General features: G+C 67.5%; 21 protein-coding genes. 7 read left to right on the top strand and 14 right to left on the bottom strand.

What is annotated here, in order from left to right; all coding sequences use genetic code 11:
- Positions 1-392: 392 nt before the first annotated feature.
- On the bottom strand, positions 393-1,199 hold the full coding sequence (locus NA4_RS15875; protein WP_067470418.1) for an AraC family transcriptional regulator: 807 nt from the start codon (positions 1,197-1,199) through the stop codon (positions 393-395).
- Between the two features lie 95 nt (positions 1,200-1,294).
- On the opposite strand from NA4_RS15875, the gene NA4_RS15870 reads away from it, so the two are divergent.
- Together NA4_RS15870 and NA4_RS15865 are read left to right on the top strand one after the other, a co-directional pair.
- On the top strand, positions 1,295-2,164 hold the full coding sequence (locus NA4_RS15870) for an NAD(P)H-binding protein (protein WP_067470417.1): 870 nt from the start codon (positions 1,295-1,297) through the stop codon (positions 2,162-2,164).
- Positions 2,165-2,273: 109 nt separating this feature from the next.
- Complete coding sequence (locus tag NA4_RS15865) at positions 2,274-2,603, top strand: hypothetical protein (protein ID WP_067470398.1); 330 nt, start codon at positions 2,274-2,276, stop codon at positions 2,601-2,603.
- A 253-nt stretch (positions 2,604-2,856) separates the two neighbouring features.
- On the opposite strand, the gene NA4_RS15860 is transcribed toward NA4_RS15865, so the two are convergent.
- The 4 genes from NA4_RS15860 to NA4_RS15845 all read right to left on the bottom strand — a co-directional run bounded on the left by NA4_RS15860 (position 2,857) and on the right by NA4_RS15845 (position 7,841).
- Positions 2,857-5,106, bottom strand: a complete 2,250-nt coding sequence (locus NA4_RS15860; protein WP_067470397.1) for a heavy metal translocating P-type ATPase — start codon at positions 5,104-5,106, stop codon at positions 2,857-2,859.
- A 42-nt stretch (positions 5,107-5,148) separates the two neighbouring features.
- A complete protein-coding gene (locus tag NA4_RS15855; protein ID WP_067470396.1) occupies positions 5,149-6,099 on the bottom strand; it encodes a DUF8832 domain-containing protein in 951 nt (316 codons plus the stop codon).
- A 282-nt stretch (positions 6,100-6,381) separates the two neighbouring features.
- A complete protein-coding gene (locus NA4_RS15850) occupies positions 6,382-7,095 on the bottom strand; it encodes a sterol desaturase family protein (RefSeq protein WP_084497122.1) in 714 nt (237 codons plus the stop codon).
- 23 nt (positions 7,096-7,118) lie between these two features.
- Positions 7,119-7,841, bottom strand: coding sequence for a FadR/GntR family transcriptional regulator (locus NA4_RS15845; protein ID WP_067470395.1), 723 nt, complete (start codon positions 7,839-7,841; stop codon positions 7,119-7,121).
- Positions 7,842-8,097: 256 nt separating this feature from the next.
- Here NA4_RS15845 and NA4_RS15840 point away from each other — a divergent pair, with 256 nt between their 5' ends.
- Both NA4_RS15840 and NA4_RS15835 read left to right on the top strand, forming a co-directional pair.
- Positions 8,098-8,718, top strand: a complete 621-nt coding sequence (locus tag NA4_RS15840) for a DUF2867 domain-containing protein (RefSeq protein ID WP_067470415.1) — start codon at positions 8,098-8,100, stop codon at positions 8,716-8,718.
- Positions 8,715-9,164 carry a DUF6463 family protein gene (locus NA4_RS15835; protein WP_067470394.1) on the top strand — a complete coding sequence of 150 codons (450 nt, stop codon included), beginning with the start codon at positions 8,715-8,717 and terminating at the stop codon, positions 9,162-9,164. Before NA4_RS15840 ends, NA4_RS15835 begins: the two co-directional genes overlap by 4 nt.
- A gap of 48 nt (positions 9,165-9,212) precedes the next feature.
- Here NA4_RS15835 and NA4_RS15830 read toward each other — a convergent pair whose 3' ends face one another.
- The 6 genes from NA4_RS15830 to NA4_RS15805 form a co-directional block, all read right to left on the bottom strand.
- Complete coding sequence (locus NA4_RS15830; protein ID WP_245671398.1) at positions 9,213-9,875, bottom strand: hypothetical protein; 663 nt, start codon at positions 9,873-9,875, stop codon at positions 9,213-9,215.
- Positions 9,872-11,551 (bottom strand): ABC transporter family substrate-binding protein, encoded by a 1,680-nt coding sequence (locus NA4_RS15825; protein WP_067470393.1) that lies wholly within the window; start codon positions 11,549-11,551, stop codon positions 9,872-9,874. The genes NA4_RS15830 and NA4_RS15825 overlap by 4 nt, the downstream gene beginning before the upstream one ends.
- Before the next feature lie 32 nt (positions 11,552-11,583).
- Positions 11,584-13,281, bottom strand: a complete 1,698-nt coding sequence (locus NA4_RS15820; protein ID WP_067470392.1) for an ABC transporter family substrate-binding protein — start codon at positions 13,279-13,281, stop codon at positions 11,584-11,586.
- Between the two features lie 13 nt (positions 13,282-13,294).
- Complete coding sequence (locus NA4_RS15815; RefSeq protein WP_067470391.1) at positions 13,295-15,139, bottom strand: ABC transporter ATP-binding protein; 1,845 nt, start codon at positions 15,137-15,139, stop codon at positions 13,295-13,297.
- Positions 15,136-16,056, bottom strand: coding sequence for an ABC transporter permease (locus NA4_RS15810; protein WP_067470390.1), 921 nt, complete (start codon positions 16,054-16,056; stop codon positions 15,136-15,138). Before NA4_RS15810 ends, NA4_RS15815 begins: the two co-directional genes overlap by 4 nt.
- Before the next feature lie 67 nt (positions 16,057-16,123).
- Complete coding sequence (locus NA4_RS15805; RefSeq protein WP_067470389.1) at positions 16,124-17,101, bottom strand: ABC transporter permease; 978 nt, start codon at positions 17,099-17,101, stop codon at positions 16,124-16,126.
- A 153-nt stretch (positions 17,102-17,254) separates the two neighbouring features.
- Here NA4_RS15805 and NA4_RS15800 point away from each other — a divergent pair, with 153 nt between their 5' ends.
- Positions 17,255-18,094, top strand: coding sequence for a Cof-type HAD-IIB family hydrolase (locus tag NA4_RS15800; RefSeq protein WP_067470388.1), 840 nt, complete (start codon positions 17,255-17,257; stop codon positions 18,092-18,094).
- Positions 18,095-18,116: 22 nt separating this feature from the next.
- Here NA4_RS15800 and NA4_RS15795 read toward each other — a convergent pair whose 3' ends face one another.
- Positions 18,117-20,462, bottom strand: a complete 2,346-nt coding sequence (locus NA4_RS15795) for an N-acetylmuramoyl-L-alanine amidase (protein WP_067470387.1) — start codon at positions 20,460-20,462, stop codon at positions 18,117-18,119.
- Positions 20,463-20,768: 306 nt separating this feature from the next.
- On the opposite strand from NA4_RS15795, the gene NA4_RS15790 reads away from it, so the two are divergent.
- Both NA4_RS15790 and NA4_RS15785 read left to right on the top strand, forming a co-directional pair.
- On the top strand, positions 20,769-22,316 hold the full coding sequence (locus NA4_RS15790; protein ID WP_084497128.1) for a SpoIID/LytB domain-containing protein: 1,548 nt from the start codon (positions 20,769-20,771) through the stop codon (positions 22,314-22,316).
- Between the two features lie 345 nt (positions 22,317-22,661).
- Complete coding sequence (locus NA4_RS15785) at positions 22,662-23,426, top strand: MerR family transcriptional regulator (RefSeq protein ID WP_245671396.1); 765 nt, start codon at positions 22,662-22,664, stop codon at positions 23,424-23,426.
- Positions 23,427-23,493: 67 nt separating this feature from the next.
- Here NA4_RS15785 and NA4_RS15780 read toward each other — a convergent pair whose 3' ends face one another.
- Complete coding sequence (locus NA4_RS15780) at positions 23,494-23,817, bottom strand: hypothetical protein (protein ID WP_067470386.1); 324 nt, start codon at positions 23,815-23,817, stop codon at positions 23,494-23,496.
- Positions 23,814-24,077 carry a hypothetical protein gene (locus tag NA4_RS15775; RefSeq protein ID WP_067470385.1) on the bottom strand — a complete coding sequence of 88 codons (264 nt, stop codon included), beginning with the start codon at positions 24,075-24,077 and terminating at the stop codon, positions 23,814-23,816. The genes NA4_RS15780 and NA4_RS15775 overlap by 4 nt, the downstream gene beginning before the upstream one ends.
- Positions 24,078-24,102: the final 25 nt, after the last annotated feature.

Raw genomic sequence — 24,102 nt, 5'->3', positions numbered from 1 at the left:
CTCGCAATACCTTTCGACCGTCCGGGCAGGTGGTGGTCGAGGCTGTTCGTGCGTGGGCGGATCAGGTTCCGCCGAATCGCCGGGCTCAGGGGTGATGTCGTATGCCGGACGATCAGATCCCCACGCTCGGGCCGGGTGCGTGATGAGCGGCGATTCATCCCCGAGCCCGTCCGAGCCGGATGTGCGACTGAGTGTGTTCTGGCATGGGCTTCGGCTGGAGTTCGCGGCGTCCTTCACGGCGGCGATGACGTTCGCGCAGGAGTGGCGGCGTGCGCATTACCAGGATGCGGTAGAGATCTTGCCCGATGGCGCTGAGGGGCTGCCTCGGCTCCCTTGTGAGCGGTTGTATTTGGAGCCTGGCGAGAAGCGAGATCCAACTGGGCTATCGGTTCTCAGGCGCGAAGAGGGGACCCGCAGGGAGTAGCGGCCGGTACCTCACCCCGGAGAAATGACGTGGGTGGAACGCCCATCAGACTGCGGAAGTCGGCCGTCATGTGGGACTGGTCGTAATAGCCGGTGGTGACCGCGATGTCGGCCCACGGGGTGTCGCTGGCTCGGGACAGAACTTTGCGGACTCGGTCGATACGTGCGAAGTGCTTGGGTGAGACGCCGATTCCGCTGGTGAACAGGTTGCGGAGTTGGCGTTCGCTCACCGAGAGCCGGGCGGCGAGTGCGGGGACCGAAACGGGGTTGCCGTCGGCGATGGCGGCCACCGCCGCTGTGAGGAGGCGGCGGTGGGCACGCTGGGCCGGATCGTCGGCGGCGCGGCGTGGCAGCTCGTCCTCGAGATAGGGGACAACTTCGTCGGGCGAGAGCTCGACCAGCTCGGTGGCGAGGTGTGCGGCCGGGCCGGGGAGATCCGCCAACCGCGCGATCCGATCGGTGAGGTCCGCCGCGGGGACGCCGAGCAGCGAGCGGATGGCGCCGGGCGCCAAGCGCAGGCGGACGCAGCCCGCTGGCTTGTTCGCCCGCGAGTAGATCGCCTTGGTCTGCGGCCCGACCACGAGCGCGTCGCGCGGACCGTCGTGCTCGGCGCGCAGCACGATGGTGGTCGACGTATGCGGAACGTGCGCGAACGGTTCGGACAGATCGAGCACGGTCGGGATCCGGCCGAGTTCGGCCAGCCATGGTCGCAGCGACTCCGGCGCGGGCTCGGACGATTCGACCAGGTCGGCCGTCACGACGGGTGGGCGCAGCATGGTGGTCACCGCATCCACTGTAGGCAGTCCCGGCCACGGCGGGTGTGCCGAAATTTCCTAGAAGACCTGCGCTGATTCGCGGCACGGTGGTCCCCATGATCGTGATCACCGGTGCCACGGGCACCATCGGGAGTGAAATCGTCTGTCAGCTCGCCGAACGGGGTGTGCCGGTTCGCGCTGTCACCAGGGATCCGAGTCGTGCCGAGGTCCCTGCGGGCGTAGAGGTAGTGCGGGGCGATTACACCGACCTCGCGTCCATGCGGGCGGCCATGGACGGCGCGGAGGCCGCGTTCATCGTCGGTGTCCTCGGCCCGGAGTACGTGGAGTCCGACCGCGCGCTGATCGCTACGGCGCGTGACGCGGGCGTGGGCCGCATCGTCAAGCTTTCCGCCATCGGCACCGGGGATACCGAACTCGGCCGCGTCGGGACCTGGCATTTGCCCGGTGAGCAGGCCGCGCGCGAGAGTGGCGTCGACTGGACTATCCTGCGCCCCAGCTCCTTTGCCTCCAATACACTGAGCTGGGCCGATGCCATCCGCTCCGGGCAGCCGGTGCCGAATATGACCGCTGACGCAGCGCAGGGTGTCATCGATCCTCGCGACGTCTCCGCGGTCGCCGTCGAGGCGCTGGTGTCCGCCGAGCACGCGGGCAAGATCTACACCCTTACCGGCCCTGAGCTGCGCACCACCCATGACCAGGCCGCGACCCTGGCCGATGTCGTCGGGCACCCGGTGGAGGTCGTCGACATCGCGGAATCCGAAGCACGGGAGTTCATGCTCGCGATCGGCATGGCCGCCGAATTCGCCGACGGGGCGCTGGCAGGCCAAGCCTATGTGCGTGCGGGACGCAACGCGATCATCACCGATGACGTGCGCCGCATCCTCGGTCGTGCCCGCACTTACGCCGAGTGGGCTGCCGATCATGCGAGCGCGTTCGTGGCGGACGCGAGCGTGGCGACCCACTGACATTTGTGTGATTGACGTCACATAGAATTGCCGAACTGCGCACGCTGGGCAAGGGTGGCATGGCCAATGTGCTTACACGAAAAGGGGATATCGGATGCGTCGTCGGATCATGTCGGTCTTGATCGCGCTGACAGCGGGTGGGGCGGCCGCGGCGTTCGGCGGCGCGAGCGCCTCCGCGGTGGCGCTGAACCCGTTCCCCGGCGGCACCGAGGTCTACTTCGACCACGGTGAGTCCACCGCGATCGCGAATATGAACCTCGGACCGGCGCTGAGCCAGGTTGCGGTCGCCTGGTCGCCGCAGGCCAAAGCGTCGCTGGGACAAGGGATCACCGAGCACGCCCGGTGGGCGAGCGAGTCCCCGACCGGAGGTGTGTCGATCGAGGTGTACGGCATGTTCATCCAACCCTCGCTCGTTACCGTCACCACCCTCCGCGGCTGACCTCTTTTCCGTTTCGAATTCGGCTGCGCTGCGGGTACTCTCTCCCATGGCGTTATGCGCATGCGTTGCCGGAACCGGCGCCGCTCGCCCGTAGGGCTCGGTGTGCGGCTGCGAGCACGCATGCGCCGACGCATCGGGCTAACGCTCGCGTCGCCGGATGCCGCACCCCAACAGTGAACGCCGACATGAAGACCACCTGGCGTATACCCGGGCGGGACGACACTCCGTGTGCCGTCCCGTCCGGTGTTTGCGTTTATCGCGCCGTCGAGCGGAAGCTCCGCAGCCGCAGGCTGTTGCTCACCACGAAGACCGAGGAGAACGCCATCGCGGCCCCCGCGAGCATCGGATTCAGCAGGCCCGCCATGGCCAGTGGGATCGCGGCCACGTTGTAGGCGAACGCCCAGAACAGGTTGCCCTTGATGGTCGCGAGCGTCCGGCGCGAGAGGCGGATCGCGTCCGCCGCTGCCCGCAGGTCGCCGCGGACCAGGGTCAGGTCGCTCGCCTCGATGGCCACGTCGGTGCCGGTGCCCATGGCCAGACCCAGATCGGCCTGGGCCAGCGCCGCCGCGTCGTTCACCCCATCGCCGACCATGGCGACCACCTTGCCCTCGGCTTGCAGCCGTTTGACGGTGTTCACCTTGTCTTGCGGCAGCACCTCCGCGATCACCTCATCGATGCCGACCTGCGCGGCGATCGCTTCCGCGGCGGCCTGGTTGTCGCCGGTCAGCATGATCGGGGTGAGGCCGAGAGCGCGGAGCTGGGAAATCGCTTCGGCGGATGTCGGTTTCACCGAGTCGGCGACTACCAGCACGCCGCGTGCCGTGCCGTCCCAGCCCGCCGCGACCGCGGTCTTGCCCTCGGACTCGGCCGCGCGCATTGCCTGCGTCAGGCTGGCGTCCAGGTGCTGGGACCAGTCGGCGAGCAGGCGGGCCCGGCCGACCACGACGGCGTGACCGTCCACCACGCCCTGCACGCCCAGTCCCTCGATGTTCGCGAACTCTTCGACCGGCTTCAGCTCGCCCACACGCTCGCGGGCGCCCTTGGCGACGGCTTGCGCGATCGGGTGCTCGGACGAATCCTCCAGCGCTCCAGCCAGCTCCAGAATCCGGGCGACCTGCTCGCCTTCGGCGGGGATGACATCGAGCAGGGTCATCCGGCCCGCGGTGACGGTGCCGGTCTTGTCCAGCACCACCGTGTCTATCCGCCGAGTCGATTCCAGCACCTCGGGGCCTTTGATCAAGATGCCCAGCTGTGCGCCGCGTCCGGTGCCGACCATCAGCGCGGTCGGCGTGGCCAGCCCCAACGCGCACGGGCAAGCGATGATCAGCACGGCCACCGCGGCGGTGAACGCGGCCGCGACCGATCCGCCGGTGCCGAGCCAGAATCCGAGCGTCGCGACCGACAGAGCGATCACGATCGGCACGAAAATTGCGGAGATCCGATCGGCCAGCCGCTGCGCCTGAGCCTTACCGGTCTGCGCGTCTTCGACCAGTTTCGCCATCTGGGCCAGCTGGGTGTCGGAACCGACGCGGGTTGCACGCACCACGATCCGGCCGCCGACGTTCACGGTCGCGCCGACCACGGCGTCGTCGGGACCGACCTCCACCGGCACCGACTCACCGGTGAGCATCGAGACGTCGACGGCCGAGGAGCCCTCCACCACGACGCCGTCGGTGGCGATCTTCTCGCCCGGACGCACGACGAACCGATCGCCGACGGTCAACTGCTCCACCGGAATCCGCTGCTCGGTCCGGCTGCGGAGGACGGAGACCTCTTTCGCGCCCAGCTCGAGCAGGGCACGCAGCGCCGCACCTGCGCGCCGCTTGGCGCGCGCCTCGAAGAAGCGCCCGGCCAGGATGAACGTGGTGACACCGGCCGCCGCCTCCAGATAGATGCTGCCGGTGCCGTCCATCCGAGAGATGGTGAACTCGAACGGGTGGGTCATCCCCGGCGTGCCCGCGGTGCCCCAGAACAGTGCGTAGAGCGACCAGCCCAGCGCGGCGAGCGTGCCCATCGACACCAGGGTGTCCATGGTCGCGGTGCCGTGGCGCAGGTTGGTCCACGCCGCGCGGTGGAACGGCAGCGCGCCCCACACCACGACCGGCGCGGCGAGGGTCAGCGAGAGCCACTGCCAATTGGTGAACTGCAAGGCCGGGATCATCGCCATGGCGACCACCGGAATCGACAGCACCAGCGAGACCAGCAAGCGGGTCCGCAGCGCGGCGGCCGGATCCTCCTCGATAGCGGCGTCCTCCGACCGCTCCGGAGGGGCGGGCAAGGAGGCGGTGTAACCAGCCTGCTCGACGGTGGCGATCAGGTCGCCTGGTGAGACGTCACCGGTGATATCGACGCGCGCCTTCTCGGTGGCGTAGTTCACCGTCGCGGTGACGCCGTCGAGCTTGTTCAGCTTCTTCTCGATGCGAGCGGCGCAGGACGCGCAGGTCATGCCACCGATCACCAGCTCGACCTGCCCGGAGGGCGATGGTTGTGTCGCGGTGGTCATCGTGGGTGCTCCGTTCTGTGCGGGCGGTAGTGGATCGACGAGTCAGTGGCTGTGGCCGCCCGGCACCGGCTGCTGAACAGTGTGTTCGGTGTGCGTCGCGGTGTCTGCGGCGGGGGTGCCTTGAACAGTCAGGGTGAACTCCGCGGTGCGGACCACGCCCTCGTGCTGGAAGTCGAGGAACAAGCGGTAGTCGCCCGCGCTCGGCGCGGTGAGGGCGAAGGTGATGCCCGGTCCGGCCGGAGTCACGCCGTCGCCGGGGTGGCCCTCCGGGTGGACGTGCAGGTAACCGAGGTCGGCGGCGCGTAGTGCCACCAGGTGGCCGTAGGCCCCGAGATAGGGCTGAAGATCGGTGACCGGCTTGCCGCCGCGACGCACCGACAGGGTCACCGTCGAAGGCCGGCCGGGGACGACGATGCCGTTCAGCATGACGGTGTAATCGCCGACCGTCGCGGTGGTGGTCGCGGCCGGGAGTTGTTGCGGGTCATACTTACCCGCCACCCGCAGATCCGCGCCCAAGGTCAGGTTGTCGCCACCCTCGGGGGTGAAGTCGGCGAATACCCGATAGTCGCCCGCGCGGGTGAGATCGAGTGGGACGCTCCAGGTTCCGTCTGTGCCCAGTACCGGGTGCACATGCTGGAAGGCGACCATGTCGCGGCGCACGACGATCAGATGCAGATCCTTCTCGTGGCTGCGTACATAACGAGTGACGGCCGTCCCGTTCTGGTCCAGGATGCGAAAACGAAGCGGCACATTCGGTGCCGATGCGGCCTGTGCGGTGTCGAACCGCAGGGTGTATCCGCGGTCGGTCGCCATCATTCCTCCTGGTAGTGCTTCTGAATGGGCCTCGTCCTGCTGGACGGATCCGTTGTGTGTTCCCGGGTTGTGCGCGGGCTCGGCGGGATCCGGTCCGATGACCGCCCCGGTTGTGAGAGCGATCCCGAAGACCGCCGCGATTCCGAGGGCGAACCCGCCGAATTTGGTGGATGCGTTCATCGGTGTGCTCCGTTCGGTGCTCAATCGGCGACCGCGTAGCCCGCGCGGACCACGGCGGCGGCGAGTTTCTGCGTGCTTCTGCCTCTACCATACCCCCCTAGGGTATTAATCCGTCAAGAGTGGCCCGGCACACATGACGAAGCCCGGTCCGCGACTTCGCGCGGACCGGGCTGGTGTGCGGGCGGGTGCCGAGACCTTGACGTGTGCCGCGCGAGTGGCACAAGGTTGCGGCGAATCACGAGTAGACCCCTCCGTGGTGTGCCACTCGCGACCGCTTCAGGGTCAGGCCGAGTGCAGGTTGCGGGCGGTGGGGGAGGTTTCTGTCGTGGCCGGGTCGGGGTAGGTGCCGAAGAGGCGGTCGGCGGTACCGGAGGTGGTGACCGTGAACCAGTAGTGCTCGTTCTTGTAGTGGTGGTGGCGGTGGTTGCGCCAGACCGCGCGGTAGAGCGAACGTTTCGGCTTGTAGTCGGTGTGGATCAGGTAGTGCGTCCACTCGTAGCCGAGGCCGAGCAGTGTGACGGTGATCAGGAAGGTCAGGCCGAGGCCGAGGCGCGGGAAGGCGAACCCCGCCAGGGCGATCAGTACGACGACCAGCACGGACAGCGTCTTTGTCGGGATGAAGATCAGCGGGATGTTGCGTGGATCGACATGGTGCTCGCGGTGTTTGCGGGCCAGCTCGCTGTCGAGAGCGATCGGGCCGAGCCGCCGTGGCCGCCAATGCAATACGGTGACGTGCACGATCCACTCGAAGACCGGGAAGAACGCCAGCATCACGGCGGGTACGAGCAGGTCGGACGTTTGCCAGTCGCCGACGATGACCCGGCCGATCACCGCGCCCACGAGCGTGGTCGCGATCATCCACGGCGAGGGGTGCCGGAGGAATTCGCCGAACGCCTGGCCGAGAGTCAGCCCGCGGCGCAATGCCCGCTCGTCCCGGCGCACCCTCGCGCGCGCCTGCTCGGCGACCGTATCCGGTTCTGCCTTGGATTTCGTCATGGTTGTTCCTAGGTGATGCGTGATCACGGCCCGCCGAGGACCTCGATCAGAGCGGTGGTCGCCGGCTCGAGCAGCGCCCGAGCGCTAGTGGCGGCCTTCTGCGGCCTGCCCGCCACGATGGCGGCGGCCAGTTCGCGGTATGCCTCGACGTTGCCCACCTCGGCGGACATGATCGGGGCCAGCGCCGCGAGCGCCGGTTCATAGGCGGCGCGCAACATGTTGAACATCAGCCGGAACACGATGGAATCGGCCGCGTCCACGACGTGATCCCAGAACTCCATCGCAATCCGCTGCTGCGAGATCGGATCCTGTTCGGCGGCAAGCGCTTCGACGGAGGTATCGAGCAGCGTGCGGATCTCCCCGGCGCCGGTCGCGCCGACCCGGCGTGCGGCCAGTTCCGCCACCTTCGGCCCGTTGTGCAGCCGTGCCTCCAGAATGCTGCGCGCCACCGTGGGGTCCAGCTCCCCGGCTTGCACCAGCAACCTGGGCAGGACCTCGAGCCCGGCACCGCGCCGGTAGTCCAGCACGGTGGTCGCGTCCCCCTGACGCACGGAAACGAGTCCGGCTGCCGCGAGCCGCTGCAGCGCCTCCCGTACCGCGGGCCGCGAAACCCCGAGGGCCTCCGCCAATTGCCGCTCGCTGGGCAGGGTCGCCCCTGGCGCCAGCTCCCCACTGAGCACATCCGCCGCGATCTGTTCGAACACGTCCGCCGACACCGACCGCTTGACCACAGGTTGCAACGCCATGCGTCTACTGTGCGCCCGATTGGTCAGGAGGTCAAGTGGTCATACCAATTCGCCCGAGATCGCAGCGCTCGGCGGTCTGCGCCCATATGCGGAGTAGGTCCGAGCTTTTCCGGAGTAGAGCTTCGAGTCCCGCACTGACCAGCAGGCTCGTGTGGTGTGAGGCACGGCCGGAATCCCAATACCGCCATTGAGTGCGGTGTATTTCTTCGGTACGGTACAGATGATCTATACGGTGCCGTATAAATGGAGGCGAACCATGTCGCGACTCGCACCGACCACCTACACCGATCAACCGTGGCGCATCCACGAATTCACGAAGGACTTCGAGGTCGAGGACGTGTGGTCGTACCGCACGCCGGGAGCCGGGCCGGACGACTTCCCGGCGATGGTCGCGGCGCTGCAAGCGGCCGGCGGACCGGCGAAGCAGACCTTGCCGGTGCGGTTCTTGTTCGCCGTTCGGTGGAAGCTCGGTGCACTCCTCGGCTGGGACAAACAATCAGCGAGCGTCGGTGCGCGGGTTGCCTCGCTTCGCGACCGTCTGCCCGCCGACCTCCGCGACGCTCCCCGCGGAGTGGACAACGACCAGATGCCGCTCAAAGCGGTTTACGAACTCGATATGGAGTCCGCTCGCGAGCTTGCGAACAAGACCGTGCACACCGTGATGCATCTCGGCTGGGTTCGTGGCGCCGACGGCGACTATGAGCTGCGGATGGCCGTCCTGGTCAAGCCCAACGGCTTGTTCGGGCGGCTGTACATGGCCGCCATCAAGCCTTTCCGATACCTCATCGTCTACCCGGCGCTGACCCGCCAATGGGAACGCGCCTGGCTGGACCGCAACGATGCCGAGGCGGCGTCCGAAGAAGGAAGGTCACGATGAACTCCGGAAAGCGATTGCTCCGCTGGGCAAGCGGGATCATGCTCGTGCTCGGAATGGGGCACCTGATCTTGCTGGCGCTTGCCGCTCGAGACGAGATCACCGGCTGGGTGGACCTGGGGATATGGGCGGCCGTGCCGCTCAATCCCGGAGACGCCGTTCAGTCGGTGGAATCGCTGGAGAGCAAGGTCACTTTCTGGGCCGGTCCGGGAAGCTTTGCCGTGCCGCTGATTCTTTTGGGATTCCTGACCTGGCACCTCGCTGGGCGCGGGGTGGCTGTGCCCGCCGGAATCGGCTGGGGCATCGCGGCGTGGTGCGCACTGAGTGGCATCCTTCTCGTGCCTTCCCCGTTCTTCGCCGGAATCATCCCCGGGGCACTCATCATCCTGGCGGCGCGGAAGGGAGAGCGGTCGCAAGCAGCCCCGGAACGGCAGATGGACCTGGCGTGACCGAAATCTGAACTGCAGTTCAGGTCAAGGGATCGCCGCCGTGGCTGATCAGGTGGGGTCGGAGCCGCGGATGGCGGAGAGCCAGATGGTGGCAGCGGCCGCAATGGTGGTGGCGGCCAGGAAGGCGGGCAGGCCGCCGCCGTCGATGTAGACCCACAGCAGCGCCGCGAAGGGGGCCGCGATGGTCGATTGTGCGTCGAGCAGGAGGCGGCGGCGCAGACGGGTAGCCGCCACGGTGTGGGTGGGTGCGTCGGGGTCGGGGCGGCTGGGGTTGTCGATCAATCGGCCCGGTGGTTCGACGTCGCGGATGTGCCCGGAGGGGTAGAGGCGTCTCCCGGCGAGGTGAATCGTGCGGTCGGTCACCTCGGCATCGGCTTCGGTGAGGGTGGTCAGCACAGGGTCGAAGTAGACCGGAAGCCAGCGCGGCCGACCCGTTCCGCCGACCTGCAACCAGGAACGGCTGACCAGGCGGTGCTGTTGGCGGACACGGGTGACCCGCACGGTCTGCGCGGAACCCGAACGCCAGAACGGAAACAGCCCATACGCGCCGCCGAGTCGATACCCCGTATACCCGAGAATGCCGAGCACGACCGCCGCGATCGCCGCCACCTGATCCAGAGTGCCGAACGGCGCCCAGGCGGCACAGACCGCCAGGGCGCCGATCGTCACCGTGAGCGGATAGGCCAGCGGGTGGCCCGATCCGAAACTCACTTCAAGAAACCGATTTTCGTGTAATCCAGGGACGCGAGTCCGGCGGCGCCGTAGTTCGCCAAGTCGGCGCGCACCCCGACATTGCCCGCCGACTGCATCAGCGGCAGCGAGTGGCCCTCCTCGAACACCGCGCGGTCGACTTGATTGGCGAGCTCGATCGCCTTTGCCGGGTCGAGTTCGGAGATCGTCTGCTCGATCAAAGCGTTCAGTTCCGGCGAGCCGATGCGGCCGTAGTTGCCCTGCAGATCGTTCGGGTTGTAGCCGTAGATCTGGTTGAGGCTGCCGAGCGGGAACGGGTCACCCACCCAGGTCCACTGCGCGACGTCGAAGTTGCCCGGCTGGATCACGTCGGTGAAGAAGCCCTTGCCCGGCTTGGTCTCGATAATGAGTTTGACGCCGACCGCGGCCAGGTTCTGCTGGATGATCTGCGCGATCTGCACCCAGGTGTCGTCCTGGTACATGACGTCGCGGATCTCCAGCTTGCGCCCGTCCTTCTCGCGGACGTCGCCGACCAGCTTCCAGCCCAGGTCATCGAGCTCCTTGGCCGTGGCGGCCGGGTCGAAGCCGAGGCTGTTGTCCTGGTATCCCTTCTGCCCCTGAATGAAAATGTGGTTGTTCAGCGGTTTCGGGTTCTCCACCAGGCCGTTCTGGATGGCCGTCACGATGCCCTGGCGGTCGATCGCCTTCGAGATCGCCACCCGCAGCTTCGGGTCGGCGAGGATGGAGCCGGGGGCGCCGTTGAACGTGAAGTGATTCCAGCTGTTGCCGGGCGCGCGGCGGATGGCGATGCCTTGGGTGTTCCGCGCGGTCCGCAGTTCGTCGCGGGTGCCGAGACCGACGGCGTCGATCTCGTTGTTCTGCAATGCGGGCAGTTGAGCCGAGGAATCGAGCACGCTGAAGGTGATCGTGTCGAGCTTCGGGGTGTCGCCCCACCACTTGGGATTGCGGCCGAGCACGATCCGCCCCTGTGCCCGGTCGGTGGACTGCACGAGGAACGGTCCCGCGGTCAGCACGATGCCGTCGACGAGGCTCTTGTTGAACGCCTCGGGGGTAGCGGTGACGGACTTGGGGAACAGGAAGGTGTTGCCCGCGAACTGTCCGCGCCATTCGGCGAAGTGCTGCTTGAACGTGATGATCGCCTGCCGGTCGTCCACGCCGCGTTCGACCTTCTCGACCCGATCGAACCCGCTGTTGTTGGCGATCAGAAACGCCTTGTCCACGCCGCTGAGCGCGTTGGCCTGCGACTGGATGTCCTCCCAGGTGATCGGGGTGCCGTCGGACCACACGGCCTTCGGATTGATGGTGTACGTCACCTGCTGCGGGTTGGTGTTCGTCAGCTGGATGTCGGTGAAGTAGTCGGTGTTGATCGAAAGCTCACCCGCCGCGTTGGTCCGGAAGGCGCGCGGCATCATCGGCCGCTCCAGCGCGCCGGTCTCCGCATCGTTCCCGTCGTTGGACAAGCTGTTCCAGTTCGCGGGGAACGACGAGATCGCCAAGCGCAGGTTGCCGCCGTCGCGCAGCTCGCTGACATCGTGCGGGTTGATGTCGTTGGTGGTGCCGAGCTCGGCGGCCGAGCCCGCGGGCGCGCCCTCGTCGTCCGAACTACACCCGGAGGCCACCAATCCGATCGCGACAGCGGCGATCGCCAGTCGTGTCGTCAGTGAACGAATCCGCATGGTTCGCTCCTTCCCGCAGCGCCGCTGCGTGTCTACTTCAGGAAACCAATTCTGGTGTAGTCGTATGAGGCGAGCCCAGGGGACCCGTAGTTGGCGATGTCGGCGCGGATACCGACGTTTCCTTCGGACTGGGTCAGCGGCAGCGAGTGGCCCTCCTCGAAGACCGCGCGGTCGACCTGGTTGGCGAGCTCGATCGCCTTGGCCGGGTCCAGCTCCGAGAGGGTGCGGTCGATCAGGGTGTTCAGTTCCGGCGAGCCTATGCGCCCGTAGTTACCCTGCAGGTCGTCGGGGTTGTAGGCGTAGATCTGCGGGATGCTGCTGAGGGGGAACGCGTCGCCGGCGAAGATGAACTGTGCGGCGTCGAAATCACCGGGCTGGATCACGTCGGTGAAGTAGCCCGCGCCCGGCCGCGTGTCGATCACCAGCCCGACCCCGATCGCGGCCAGGTTCTGCTGGACGATCTGCGCGATCTGCACCCAGGTGGGGTCGTTGTACATGACGTCGCGGATGACCAGCTTGCGGCCGTCCTTCTCGCGGACGTCGCCGACCAGCTTCCAGCCCAGATCGTCCAGTTCCTTCGCCGCGGCCGCGGGGTCGTAGCCGAGGCTGTTGTCGCGGTAGCCCTCCTGTCCCTGCAGGAAGACGTGGTTGTTCAGCGGTTTCGGGTGCTCCACCAGTCCGTTCTGCGTGGCGGTGGCGATGCCCTGGCGGTCGATGGCCTTGGAGATGGCCACGCGCACTTTCGGATCGGCGAGGATGGAACCGGGGGCGCCGTTGAACGTGATGTGCCGCCAGCGATTGCCCGGCGCTCGGCGCACGATCAGCCCTGAGGTGCTGCGCACGGTCTTGACGTCGTCGATCGTGCTCAGGCGCACCGCGTCGAGTTCGTTGTTCTGCAGCGCGCCGACCCAGGCCGCGCGGTCGAGCACGCTGTAGGTGATGGTGTCCAGCTTCGGCTTGTCGCCCCACCAGTTCGGGTTGCGGGCCAGCACGATGCGGCCCTGGGTGCGATCGGTGGACTCGACCACGAACGGGCCCGCGGTGGGTCCCATGTGGTCGGCCAGGCTGTGGTTGAACGAGTCGGGGTTGGCGGTCACCGACTTCGGGAACAGCGCCATGTTCCCGGCGAACTGGCCGCGCCACTCCGCGTAGTGCTGCTTGAAGGTGATGATCGCCTGCCGGTCGTCGACGCCGCGCTCGACCTTCTCCACGCGATCGAAGCCGCTGGTGATGGCGATCAGGAAGCGCTTGTCGGCGCCGCTGAGCGCGTTGGCCTGGGAGCGGATGTCTTCCCAGGTGATCGGGGTGCCGTCGGACCAGACGGCCTTCGGATTGATGGTGTAGGTGACCTGCTGCGGGTCGGTGCCGGTCAGCTGGACGTCGGTGAAGTAGTCCTTGTTGACGGTGAGCTGCCCGGCGGCGTCGGTGTTGAACGAGCGTGGCATCAAGGGCCGCTCGATGTCGCCGATCTCGGCCTCGTGCCCATCGTTGGACAGCGTGTTCCAGTTCGCCGGAAACGAGGTGGTGGCCAAGCGCAGATTGCCACCTTCGCGCAGCTCGTCCGGGAGTTGCGGATTGATGTCGCTGGTGGTGCCGATCGCGTCGGACAGCCCCTTCGCCGATTCGGCGTCGTCCGCGCCGCAGCCCGCGACCGCGAGCCCGAGCGCGACGAGCGGAGCCGCCCAGCGCACCGGCCGCGGGCGGGTGTTTCGGGTGGATCGGATCCGCATCGGGCTGTCCTTCCTAGCGGCTGACCACAGGTACCGGCACGGCATCGATCAGCGCACGCGTGTACTCGTGCGCCGGCGCCGCGAAAATCTGTTCGGCGGAGCCATATTCGACGATCTTGCCCCGATACATGACCGCGATGTGGTGGGCCAGGTTCCGGACCACCGAGAGGTCGTGGGAGACGAACAGATAGGACAGCCCGCGCTCGGTCTGCAGATCGCGCAGCAGGTTCAGCACACCTGCTTGGATCGAGACGTCCAGCGAGGACACCGGCTCGTCCAGCACGAGCAACTCCGGATCCAGCGCGAGCGCGCGGGCGATGCTGATGCGCTGCTTCTGGCCGCCGGAGAAGTCGGCGGGGTAGCGATCGGCGTGTTCCGGGCGCAGCCCGACCTGCTCGAGCAACTGGGGTACCCGCCGGGCGATCTCGGCCCGCGGACGCCCGTCGACGCGCAGCGGCTCGGCGAGCGCGTCGAAGATCGGCAGGCGTGGGTCCAGCGAGGCGGTGGGGTCCTGGAAGACGATCTGCATCTTCCTGCGGATCTCCCGCCTGCGCGCCCTGCTCAGCGACGCGACGTCGCTGCCCATGATCTCGATGGTGCCCGCCTGCGGGCGAACCAGATCGAGGATCTGGGTGAGCGTGGTGGACTTCCCGGAGCCGGACTCGCCGACCAGCGCCAAGGTTCGTCCGGCCCGCACCTCGAAGCTGATGCCGTCCACGGCCCGGATCTCGCCCTTGCGGCGGCGCAGCACCACACCGGAGGTAATCGGGAAGACCTTCACCAGGTCGGAAACCCGCAGCACCACCTCGGAGTCCACCTCGGCCTCGGCCTCCGGCGCGGAAATCTCGCTGCGGTAGGCCTCGAACAGCGCGTCCGTGCCCACCTCGGCGGTGCGGATGCAGGCGGCGGAGTGCCCGGGATCGGTCGGCTCCAGAGGCGGTTCGGCAGCGCGGCACTCATCGATCGCGACCGGGCAGCGCGGCGCGAACGTGCAGCCCGGCGGCAGCGCGTGCATGGCGGGCGGCGCACCGACGATCGGGATCAGCGGACGGCGCGGGGGACCGTCCATCCGCGGAATCGAGCCGAGCAACCCCACCGTGTAGGGCATTCGCGGCGCGGTGAACAGCTCCGCGGTGGCGGCGGTCTCGACGATCCGGCCCGCGTACATCACGGCGACGCGGTCGGCCAGCGTGGCGGCGATGCCCATGTCGTGGGTGATCATGATGACGCCTGCGCCGGTGATGTCCCGCGCCTTGCGCAACAGGTTGAGGATCTGCTTCTGCACTGTCACGTCGAGCGCCGTGGTCGGCTCATCGCAGATGATCAGCGCTGGATCGTTGGCGATCGCCATCGCGATGACCACACGCTGGCGCTGGCCGCCGGAGAACTCATGTGGAAATGCCTTGGCCCGCAGCTCCGGGTCGGGGATGCCGACCAGGTCGAGCAGTTCCACCGCCCGTTTCGCGGCCTCGGACTTGCTCATCTTGCCGTGCGCCAGCAGGGCTTCCGCGAGCTGGTCGCCCACCCGGTAGACCGGGGTGAGCGCGGACAGCGGGTCCTGGAACACCATGCTGATGGAACTGCCGCGCAACTGGGACAGTTGCCGGTCGCCGAGCCCGAGCAGTTCGCGGCCGCGGAACCGGATGGAGCCAGTGATCCGCGCCTGCTCCGGCAGCAGCCCCATCACCGCCAGCGACGACACCGACTTGCCCGAGCCGGATTCGCCGACGATGGCGAGCACTTCACCGTCGGACACCGTGTAGGTGACACCGCGGACCGCGTCGATCCGGCCTTCCTCACTCGGGAAGGAGACGTGCAGATCGGTGATCTCCAGCAGCGGTGTGGTCGAGTGGGTCATGCTTTCGCCTTCTTCTTCGACCGCGCTCGCTTGGCGCCGGGATCGAACGCGTCGCGCAGCCCGTCGCCGACCAGGTTCGCGCACAGCACGGTGGTGATCAACAGACCACCCGCGAACAGGAACAGCCACGGATAGGTCAGCGCCGACTTGGTGCCGGTCGCGATCAGCGAGCCGAGCGACACGTCCGGGGGCTGCACGCCGAAGCCCAAGAAGCTCAGGCCGGTTTCGGCCATGATCGCCGAGCCGACGGTGAGCGTGGTGTCGATGATCAGGATCGAGGCGATGTTCGGGATGATGTGGCTGAGGATCACCGTCCGGGTGGGCGCGCCCATATACCGTGCGGCGCGGACGAATTCGCGATCGCGCAGGCTCAGCGTCAGGCCGCGCACGATCCGCGCGGAGATCATCCAGCCGAAGCAGGACAGCAGGATGATCAGCAGCAGAATGGATCCGCTGCCCTTGGTGCGCGGCGCGAACAGCGCGATGATGATGAAGCTCGGCACCACGAGCAGCAGGTCGACCAGCCACATGATCGCGCGATCGGTCCAGCCGCCGAGCAGCCCGGCCAGCGAACCGGCGGTCGCCGCGATCGCGGTGGAGAACAACGCCACGCACAGGCCGATGATCAAGGATTTCTGCAGGCCGCGCAGGGTTTGCGCGAGCACGTCCTGACCGATCTGCGTCGTGCCGAATGGATGCTCGAGGCTCGGCGGCTGCAGCAGCGCGGTGTAGTCCAGCTGCTGGTAGTCGTACGGCAGCAGGGGTGGGAGCGCGAAGCTGGCGACGAACAGCAAGATCAGCACAATGCCACCCGCGACGGCAGGTTTGTTGCGCAGGAAGCGCCGCAGCACCAGCTTGCGCCGTCCGGTCGCGGCGACTTCGGGAGCGCCTTGGACGATGATTTCGGCTTCGGTCATGCTGCCCCCATGGTGGGATTCGCGGGCCCTGCGTGGTTACGCGGGCTGCCTCCTACGGGCCTGTCGCTCATCCCACACGCACCCTGGGGTCGAGAATCGCGTACACGATGTCGGAGAGCAGGCCGGACACCAGCACGACCAAGCCCGCGAACGCGGTCACCGTCACCACTACGTACAGATCCTGAGCATTGATCGAATCGACCAGCCATTCGCCGACACCGTGCCAGCCGAAGATCTTCTCGGTGAAAGTCGCTCCCGTGATCAAACCGCCGAGGCTGTAGGCGAACAGCGTCGCCATCGGGATCAGGGCGGTGCGCAGGCCGTGTTTGTACAGCGCTCTGCTGCGGGTGAGGCCCTTGGCGCGGGCGGTGCGGATGAAATCGCTCTGCAGTACGTCGAGCATCGCGTTGCGCTGGTAGCGGCTGTAGCCCGCCATGGCACCGAGTGCCAGGGCCATCGTTGGCAGGATCAGGTGCTGGACACGGTCGAGCAGCTGCGCCCAGAAGCCATCGATCCTGGTGGCCGAGGTCTCGCCGGTGTACAGGAAGATCTGCTCGCCGCTGACCGAATTTACCTCCAGCGCACCGTATTTCAGCAACGTCGCGAGTAGGAACACCGGCGTGCTCAAGACCAGCAGCGACACCACCGTGGTGAAGTAGTCGCTGAATTTGTATTGCCGGATCGCTCCCGCCGCGCCGATCAGAACCCCGAGCACGGTACCGACCAGCGAGCCGACAACCAGCAACCGCAGACTGACCGCCACCCGCCGCGGCAGTTCCGCGCTCACCGGCTGACCGGCCAACGTGGTACCGAAATCACCCTGCGGGATGCCCTTGATCCAGGTCAGGTATCGCTCCGGAATCGGATCGTTGAGGTGCAACTCCTCGGCCTTGGCGTCGATCACTGCCTGCGGCGGTCGCGGATTGCGTTGTTCGAGACTGTCCAGGGGCCGGAACGTCAGGGACGCCAGGCTGAACGTCAGGAACGAAGCCAGCAGCAACAGCACGACATAGTTGAGCGCGCGTCGTAGCAGGAAGCCGGTCATCAGTCCTCTGGTCTTTCGGCTGGACGAGCCAGCGTCGGTATTAGCCCCCGATCATAAGGACGTGCTTGCCCGCGCGCGTGCCACGTGACGTTCGGGCATGTCCGACCCCGATCCTGCGACGGACCGGGCGGTCGACAGGAGTCGTCCGGCAGGATGGATGAGGTGAGGCCCTTGCACCTGCCCAAACCGAAGATGGTCGCCACCGATGTGGACGGCACGCTCATCGATCACGACGAGCGGGTGACCGCGCGGACCAAGGCCGCGGTGGGCGCGCTGATTGCGGACGGTGTGCCGTTTGTGCTGGCCACGGGGCGTCCGCCGCGCTGGATCGCGCCGGTGGTGGAGGGCCTGGGGTATGCGCCGCTGTGCGTGTGTGGCAACGGCGCCGTGGTCTACGACAGCGCGTCCGATCGGGTACTGGCCAGCAGGACGTTGGACGTGGCGACGCTGACCTGGCTCGCCGATGTCGCCGAGCGGGCGCTGCCCGGCTGCGGGCTCGCGGCGGAACGGGTGGGTGAGAGCGCGCACGACGCGGTGACGCCGCAATTCGTCAGCTCACCGCAGTACGAGCACGCCTGGCTCAACCCGGACGACACCTCGGTCGCCCGCGAGGAAGTCGTCGACGCACCGGCCATCAAGATGCTCATCCGGCTACCCGGCGCGCGCAGCTCGGATATGCGCACGGTGCTCGCGCCGCTGATCGGGGAGCGCGCCGACATCACCTACTCGACCGAGCACGGCCTCATCGAACTGTCCGCGCCCGGCATCACCAAAGCCTCGGGTCTCGCGGTGGTCGCCCAGCGTCTCGGCGTCGACGCGGCCGCCATCGTCGCGTTCGGCGACATGCCCAACGACGTCCCCATGCTCACGATGGCCGGGCACGGCGTCGCGATGCGCAATGCGCACCCTGAAGCCCTCGCGGCCGCCGACGAGATCGCCGAATCCAACTCCGATGACGGAGTCGCCCGCGTTCTCGAACGCTGGTGGGTCTGAGTTCGACAATGGCGGCGCCGAGTCACCTTGCGACGGAAACGTGCTCGGAGCCACTGGACGATGCGGCACCGGCCTGGTCCGGGACGTTCGCCGGAGCCGGGCCCGCGGCCGGGCTGTTTCGGCGCGGTTCCTCCCGGTGGGTGTCGTTGTGAGTCTTCAAGATAGTGGTGACGATGTTGGTGAGCTGGTTGAGGATCAGTGAGCCGTGCTGGAAGTCGGCGCGCAGGCCGTCCGGGACGGGATAGGCGCCGCGCAGCGGGAGCCCGAGGATGCCGGTGTCGGCCCCGAGCTGCAGGAAGCGGTCCCGTATGGTGCCGAGCACTTCGACGACTTGGCCGTCCGGCACGGTGTAGACGTAGCCATTGGTGAACTTCGCGTATTGCTGGCCATGCGCTGCGGGAAGTACCTCCGACTGCGCGGCGCCGAGCGGTCCGTTCGGTCCGCCGGATTGCGACCAGTGCCTGGCGATGATGTTGTCGTGCACCATGTTCAGGAGCTTGGTCGTCAACTCGGCGAGGGCGGCCACGTCGAGCTCGGTGCCCGGTGGCGTCTGCGGGTGGTATCCGCCGGGGGCGCCCGGCGCGCCTGCGGCGATGTCGCGGATTCGGTTCATCAATGCGTACGCGGCGTCGCCGGGGCAGTTGGTGCTGCCGACATCGCGGTGTGCGAAGACGATCGGCAGCCGCACGGCCTCACCCTGGGGATACGGGGTGAACGGCGTCCCCTCGGAATACATCGTGGTGTAGCCCTTGGGATTCAGCCCGGCGACCTTGGTGCGCCAGCCGACGAAAGCGCCGATAGCGTCGATCGACTCCTGCGTCGGTTGGATGGATTCGTAGTCGCCCATCAGCGCGACACCGGAGGTGTTCTCGTTGAACCCACCCGCGTGCGCGCCCTGCACCGGTCGGTCGAGGCCGCCGAAGCGTCCTTCGAAGACCTGGCCGTACTTGTCGACCAGCGCGTTGTACCCGATGTCGCACCAGCCCAATGTTTTCGCGTGGTAGGTGTAGATCGCGCGGACGATCCCGGCCGATTCGGACTTGCTGTAGTCATTGCGGCCGGCGGTGTGGTGCACGGTGACGCCGCCGAGGCCGTCGTCGTAGGTGGGTTCGTCGCAGCGGATCGATTCGTCCGCGCCCCACTGGGCCCGGGTGATGACGGCAGGCCCGCCGCCGGGCAGTGCCGCGGCCACGTTGTGCAGTAAACCGTCGATGGTGCCGCGGCCGGGATCGATGAGCACTGCGGTCAGGTCGGGGATCAGCTGGGCGACATCGTCGGAGCGGGGCTGCGCAGGCTCGCCTGGGCGGGGGTCGGTTTGTTGGGCGGGGTCGCCGGGTTGCGGGTCGGTCTGTTGGGCCGGGTCGCCGGGGTGTGGGCCAGTCTGTTGGGCCGGGTCGCCGGGTTGCGGGTCGGTCTGTTGGGTGGGGACGCCGGGGTGTGGGTCGGTTTGTTCGGCCGGGTCGCCGGGCTGCGCGTTCGTCTCCTCGGGAGGTTCGCCGGGCTGCGGGTCGGTCTGTTGGACCGGATCCTCCGCGATCGCACCCGGCTGCGCCACTGGCTCGACCTCCGGCGCCGCGGCTTGGTTCCGCGTGACCAGCACCTGCACCGCGTTCGTGTTGCCGACGTAGATCGGCTCGGTTCCGTTGGTCGCGCCGGGGCCGGAGTGGTCAGAACGGTGGGTGTCGACCGGTTCGGTCTCGTACCACGGGCCCCAGGTGCCGTTGGATTGCCGGGCTCGGATGGTGGCCTTGGTGTTCGCCAGTTCCTTGGCGGTGAGCGCGACCATGCTGAAGGGGGTGTCGCGGGAGAGTTCCTTCACCTGCGCCCCCACCTGGCTCATCAGTTCGGGGGTCAGTGCGCCGGGTGATAACGCTGGAGTGTCGGGCGTGGTGCCGGGGTGCAGCCGGTCGGGGTCTGCGATGAAGCGCACGCTGCCCGGGGCGATTCCGGCATTCACCGGAGCGGGCGAATTCGGGCTGTTGGATGTCTGACCTGGGATTACATCGAGGCCGGAGGTTTGGCCGGAATTTATTTCGGGTAGGGGTATTCGTTCGGGTAACCGCACGCCGGGTGGTAGCGGTAGTCCGTCCGGCACCGGAATGGATTCCGGAATCGGCAGCATGCGCAGGTCGGAAAGGCGCAGATCAGGCAGGTCCAGTCCGGTGAGCTCGCGCAGCGGCAGCACGATGTCGGGTGCTCTGGTGAGCGTGACCTCGGCGAGTTGGGCCGGTACTGCGGCCGGTTGGCTGTCGTTGGCGGTTTGGTAGTCGGTCGAATCACCGAGTGTGAGCGTGACGAGCGGCGCCGCTACCGCGAGGGTGGTGACAACCGGGAGCACGTAAGAACGTTTCGGTTTGCGGTACCGCACGAGCGTCTCCAATCAGGTCGAACCAGTGAGCATGAGCAATTCGGGTTACTACCTGATGTATCAATGGTCACAATAGCCACAATTGTCACAGTCTAAACCTCTACTTGAGAATTATGATTGCTTGAATGTAGCTCTCGGATTGTGAGCGGCGGGGGACGACATGCCGACCGGTATCGAATCACCGGTCCCGGAGACCCTGGGAGTGAAGCGATGCACCGCAATACAGCAGCGCGGAGGTTGGCCGAATGCGTGGTGCGAACCATCCGCGGTGCCGAACCCCGCGCAGTGCGTGGCCGGCGGGAGCTCATGCGGTCGACGCTGCGGCCGGTGCCGATCGGCGGCGCGGCGCTGCTCACCGGCGCAGTGCTGGTGCTGTCCGGCTGGCAGGGTGACGCGCAGTATCGGACCGTGGCCGGGCCGGGACATGGGCGCGGTATGAGCCAGGTCGGCGCGTTCGATAGCGCCCGCAACGGGTGGGCGGCCGAACGCATCCTCACGCACTACTACCCCGGCGCGGTGTTCGGCACCGTAGCGCCCACCGCACTCCGGGTCCGCCTCATGGCGCGGGACGGCTCGTCCCTGGACGCCTTTGCCGCCGCTGGTTTGCGAGTGGCGGGCCGCGAGGTGGCACCCGGTCACGTGGCGCATCTGACGCCGCTGCCCGGCGGCGGTGCGAACGTCGTCGTGACGATCGGCTGCGACGGTGAGGTGCTGTGGCAGGCGGCGACCGACGACCCGTGGATCCACCCACTCGATGCCCGGCCGAATCGCTCTGCGGCCGAACATCTCACGCTGTGCGGGGGACCTGCGTATCGCGGTGCGCTCGGCGTCGCCGTGGAGGACGGCGCGCCCCGTACGGTCAACCAGGTGGCCGTCGAAGACTATCTGCTCGGCGTGGTCCCGGCCGAAGTGCAGGCAAACTGGGCGGACAAAGGCGGGGCTGAAGCATTGCGGGCACAGGCGATCGCGGCACGCTCGTACGCACTCGCCGAGCAGCGTTATTCGTACGCGCAGACCTGTGACACCACCGACTGCCAGGAGTACCCCGGCACGGCGAGGGAGGATGCGCGGGCGGCCGCCGCCGTCGCCGCCACCGCGGGCACCGTATTGCTGCGCGACGGCCGGATTCTGCGCACGGAATACTCCGCGGCGCCAGACGGTGGTGAACCCGCGGACATCTACACCTTCGACGTCGGCCCCGCGCCGCACGAACTACTCGCAACCGCACCGCCCGAGGATCCCCAGACGCAGACGTCCGGCGCCGCATCGGCAATCGAGGCCGAGTACCGCCGGATCGGCGGTGCGACAAGCGCGGTCGGCACGCCGCTCGGACCGGAGATGCTCCTTCCGCAACGTGCGGGCACCTACCGGCTCTACACCAACGGCGTCATCATCGCGACGCCGACGCTCGGCGCACAGGTGGTCGACTTCACGACGCTGTTGCAGTTGGTGCCGGATTCCCCTGGCGCGCAGGCGTTTCCGTCCACCGCGCAGGCTGATGGCGCGCCCGGCGCTGACGCTGCGCATCCGTCAGGAGGTGTGCCGGAGGTTGCGGGTGTGCCGGAGGTTGCGGGTGTGCCGGACGCTGCCGGTGTGCCCAGTGCTGCCGGTGTGCCTTCGTCTGGTGCCGTGCCTTCGTCTGGCGGTGTGCCTGCGTTTGGTGATGCGGACCCGCCGTCCGCCGCGACTCCGCCTGCTGCATCAGCGCCGCCCGTGGCCCTGCCGCACGCGGAGTCCACATCCTCTGTGGGTGCGGTTCCGCCCAGCGGTATCGCCCCGGCGGGTTCGGTTCCGCCTATGGGTACCGCGCCTGCCGGTTCGGTCCCGTCTGCCGCTTTGCCACCTGTCGAGTAGCGCCCGACCCGGGCTCGTCCCAGTCGATGGCGGCCTGCGTACTCGGTGGCCTTCCTCGGCATGCTCAGCCCGTTGTCCGCCGCGGTGATCGGATGGTCGCGCTCGGGCAGGCGCTCACTGCGCTACAGGTGCTCGGCATGGTGATCGCGCTGGGCGGGACCCTATTTGGCCAGACGGTAGGTGCTCTCCGGAGGCCGCGGTCCGGCTCGTCGCGTCCCCGGCCTTTCCCGAGTCCGCTCCGGCGCGGCGCTGACCGGCCGGGACCTCGGCGAATAAGCTTGACTTTAACGTAACGTCAACTTGCATGCTGGTTGCACCGACGAGACAAGAAGGGAGAACGCGGTCATGACCATGGTCACCGGGGAATGGTCCATTCAGGATCTGGCGAAGGCGGCCGGTACCACCAGTCGCACGCTGCGCCACTACGGGCAGCTCGGGCTGTTGCCGCCCAGCCGGATCGGCGCCAACGGGTATCGCTACTACGACCAGGACTCCCTCGTGCGGCTGCAACGCATCCTGCTGCTGCGAGAACTCGGCCTCGGCCTGCCGGTCATCGCCGAAGTCCTTGCCGGAGAACGGGACACCGCCGCCGCGCTGCGCACGCACCTGGACTTGCTACGGCAGGAACAGGATCGGATCCGGCGCCAGATCGAGTCGGTGCACTCCACGCTGCACAAGACGGAGAGAGGTGAACAACTCGTGGCAGCAGAAGTTTTCGACGGCTTCGACCACACGAAGTACAAGGACGAGGTGATCGAACGCTGGGGCAAGGAGGCCTACGAGAGCGGCGACCGCTGGTGGCGCTCGATGTCCGACGCGGACAAGAAGGCCTTCCAGCAGACCCATCTCGACATCGCCGCCGACTACGGCCGGGCGTTCGTGGGCGGGCTCACCGTGAACAGCGACGAGGTGCAGGCCATCGTCCAACGCCACTACGACTGGATCGGCGTCGGCTGGCAGGGCAGGCCGCTGGTGAAGGAAGCCTTTATCGGCCTGGGCGAGATGTACGTCGCCGATCCGCGTTTCGCGGCGAACTACGACGTGCACGAGGCGGGTACCGCGGTGTTCGTGCGCGACGCGATGAAGGTCTACGCCGAGCGGAACCTGTAGAACACACTGAACGACGGCCGGTACGCGGAGTATGCGTACCGGCCGTCATCCGTCGAAGCCAGTCCGGCTACCGCGCAAGCTCCCTGCTGGGCACGATCCGACCGTGATCTACGAGCGTCCAGTACGCGGCGTACTTCGCCCCACATGAGTCCGTGTCGCAGTTGATTCGTTCGCGGAACACTCGGTGCGCGTCGGCGAGGCTGTACGGCTCCTCTGGCGCACGGTGGCACCGGTCCCGAGCGACGCGGGTGAGAATCTCGGCCGTCGTGACCGAGCTGTCGCCCTGGATCGGGCGATCAATGAGATAGGGCAGTACGTAGAAGATCACGACGCCGAGCACCAGTACCGCCGAGGCACCGGCGAACACGGTTTGCGTCGGAGACACCGTCATGCCCCCTTGGCAGGCCGCGGGAAGAAATACCGGCCTCGAGTGGTGATCACAGCGCGCCCGCGCGCTGTGATCTGGTATCGGCCCGTCCGCCATCCGCACCCGGCGACGACGAGGCTGCGCGAGCGCAGCGCCGATATCGCGGCCCGTGCTCGGTACTTCGTCAATTCGCCGTCGCGCGCGAGCTGCTCGATCGTGAGGAATCCGCCTGGCTCGAGCACTGCGAGCACAGCGGCTTGTGATTCGTCCAGTCTCCCCGTCATAGCCCGGCCCTCCCTGATTATTACT

Origin of the sequence: Nocardia amamiensis NBRC 102102 (assembly GCF_001612745.1) — a bacterium.
Classification (GTDB): Bacteria; Actinomycetota; Actinomycetes; order Mycobacteriales; family Mycobacteriaceae; genus Nocardia; species Nocardia amamiensis.
This window is presented reverse-complemented; position numbering and strand designations above follow the sequence as displayed.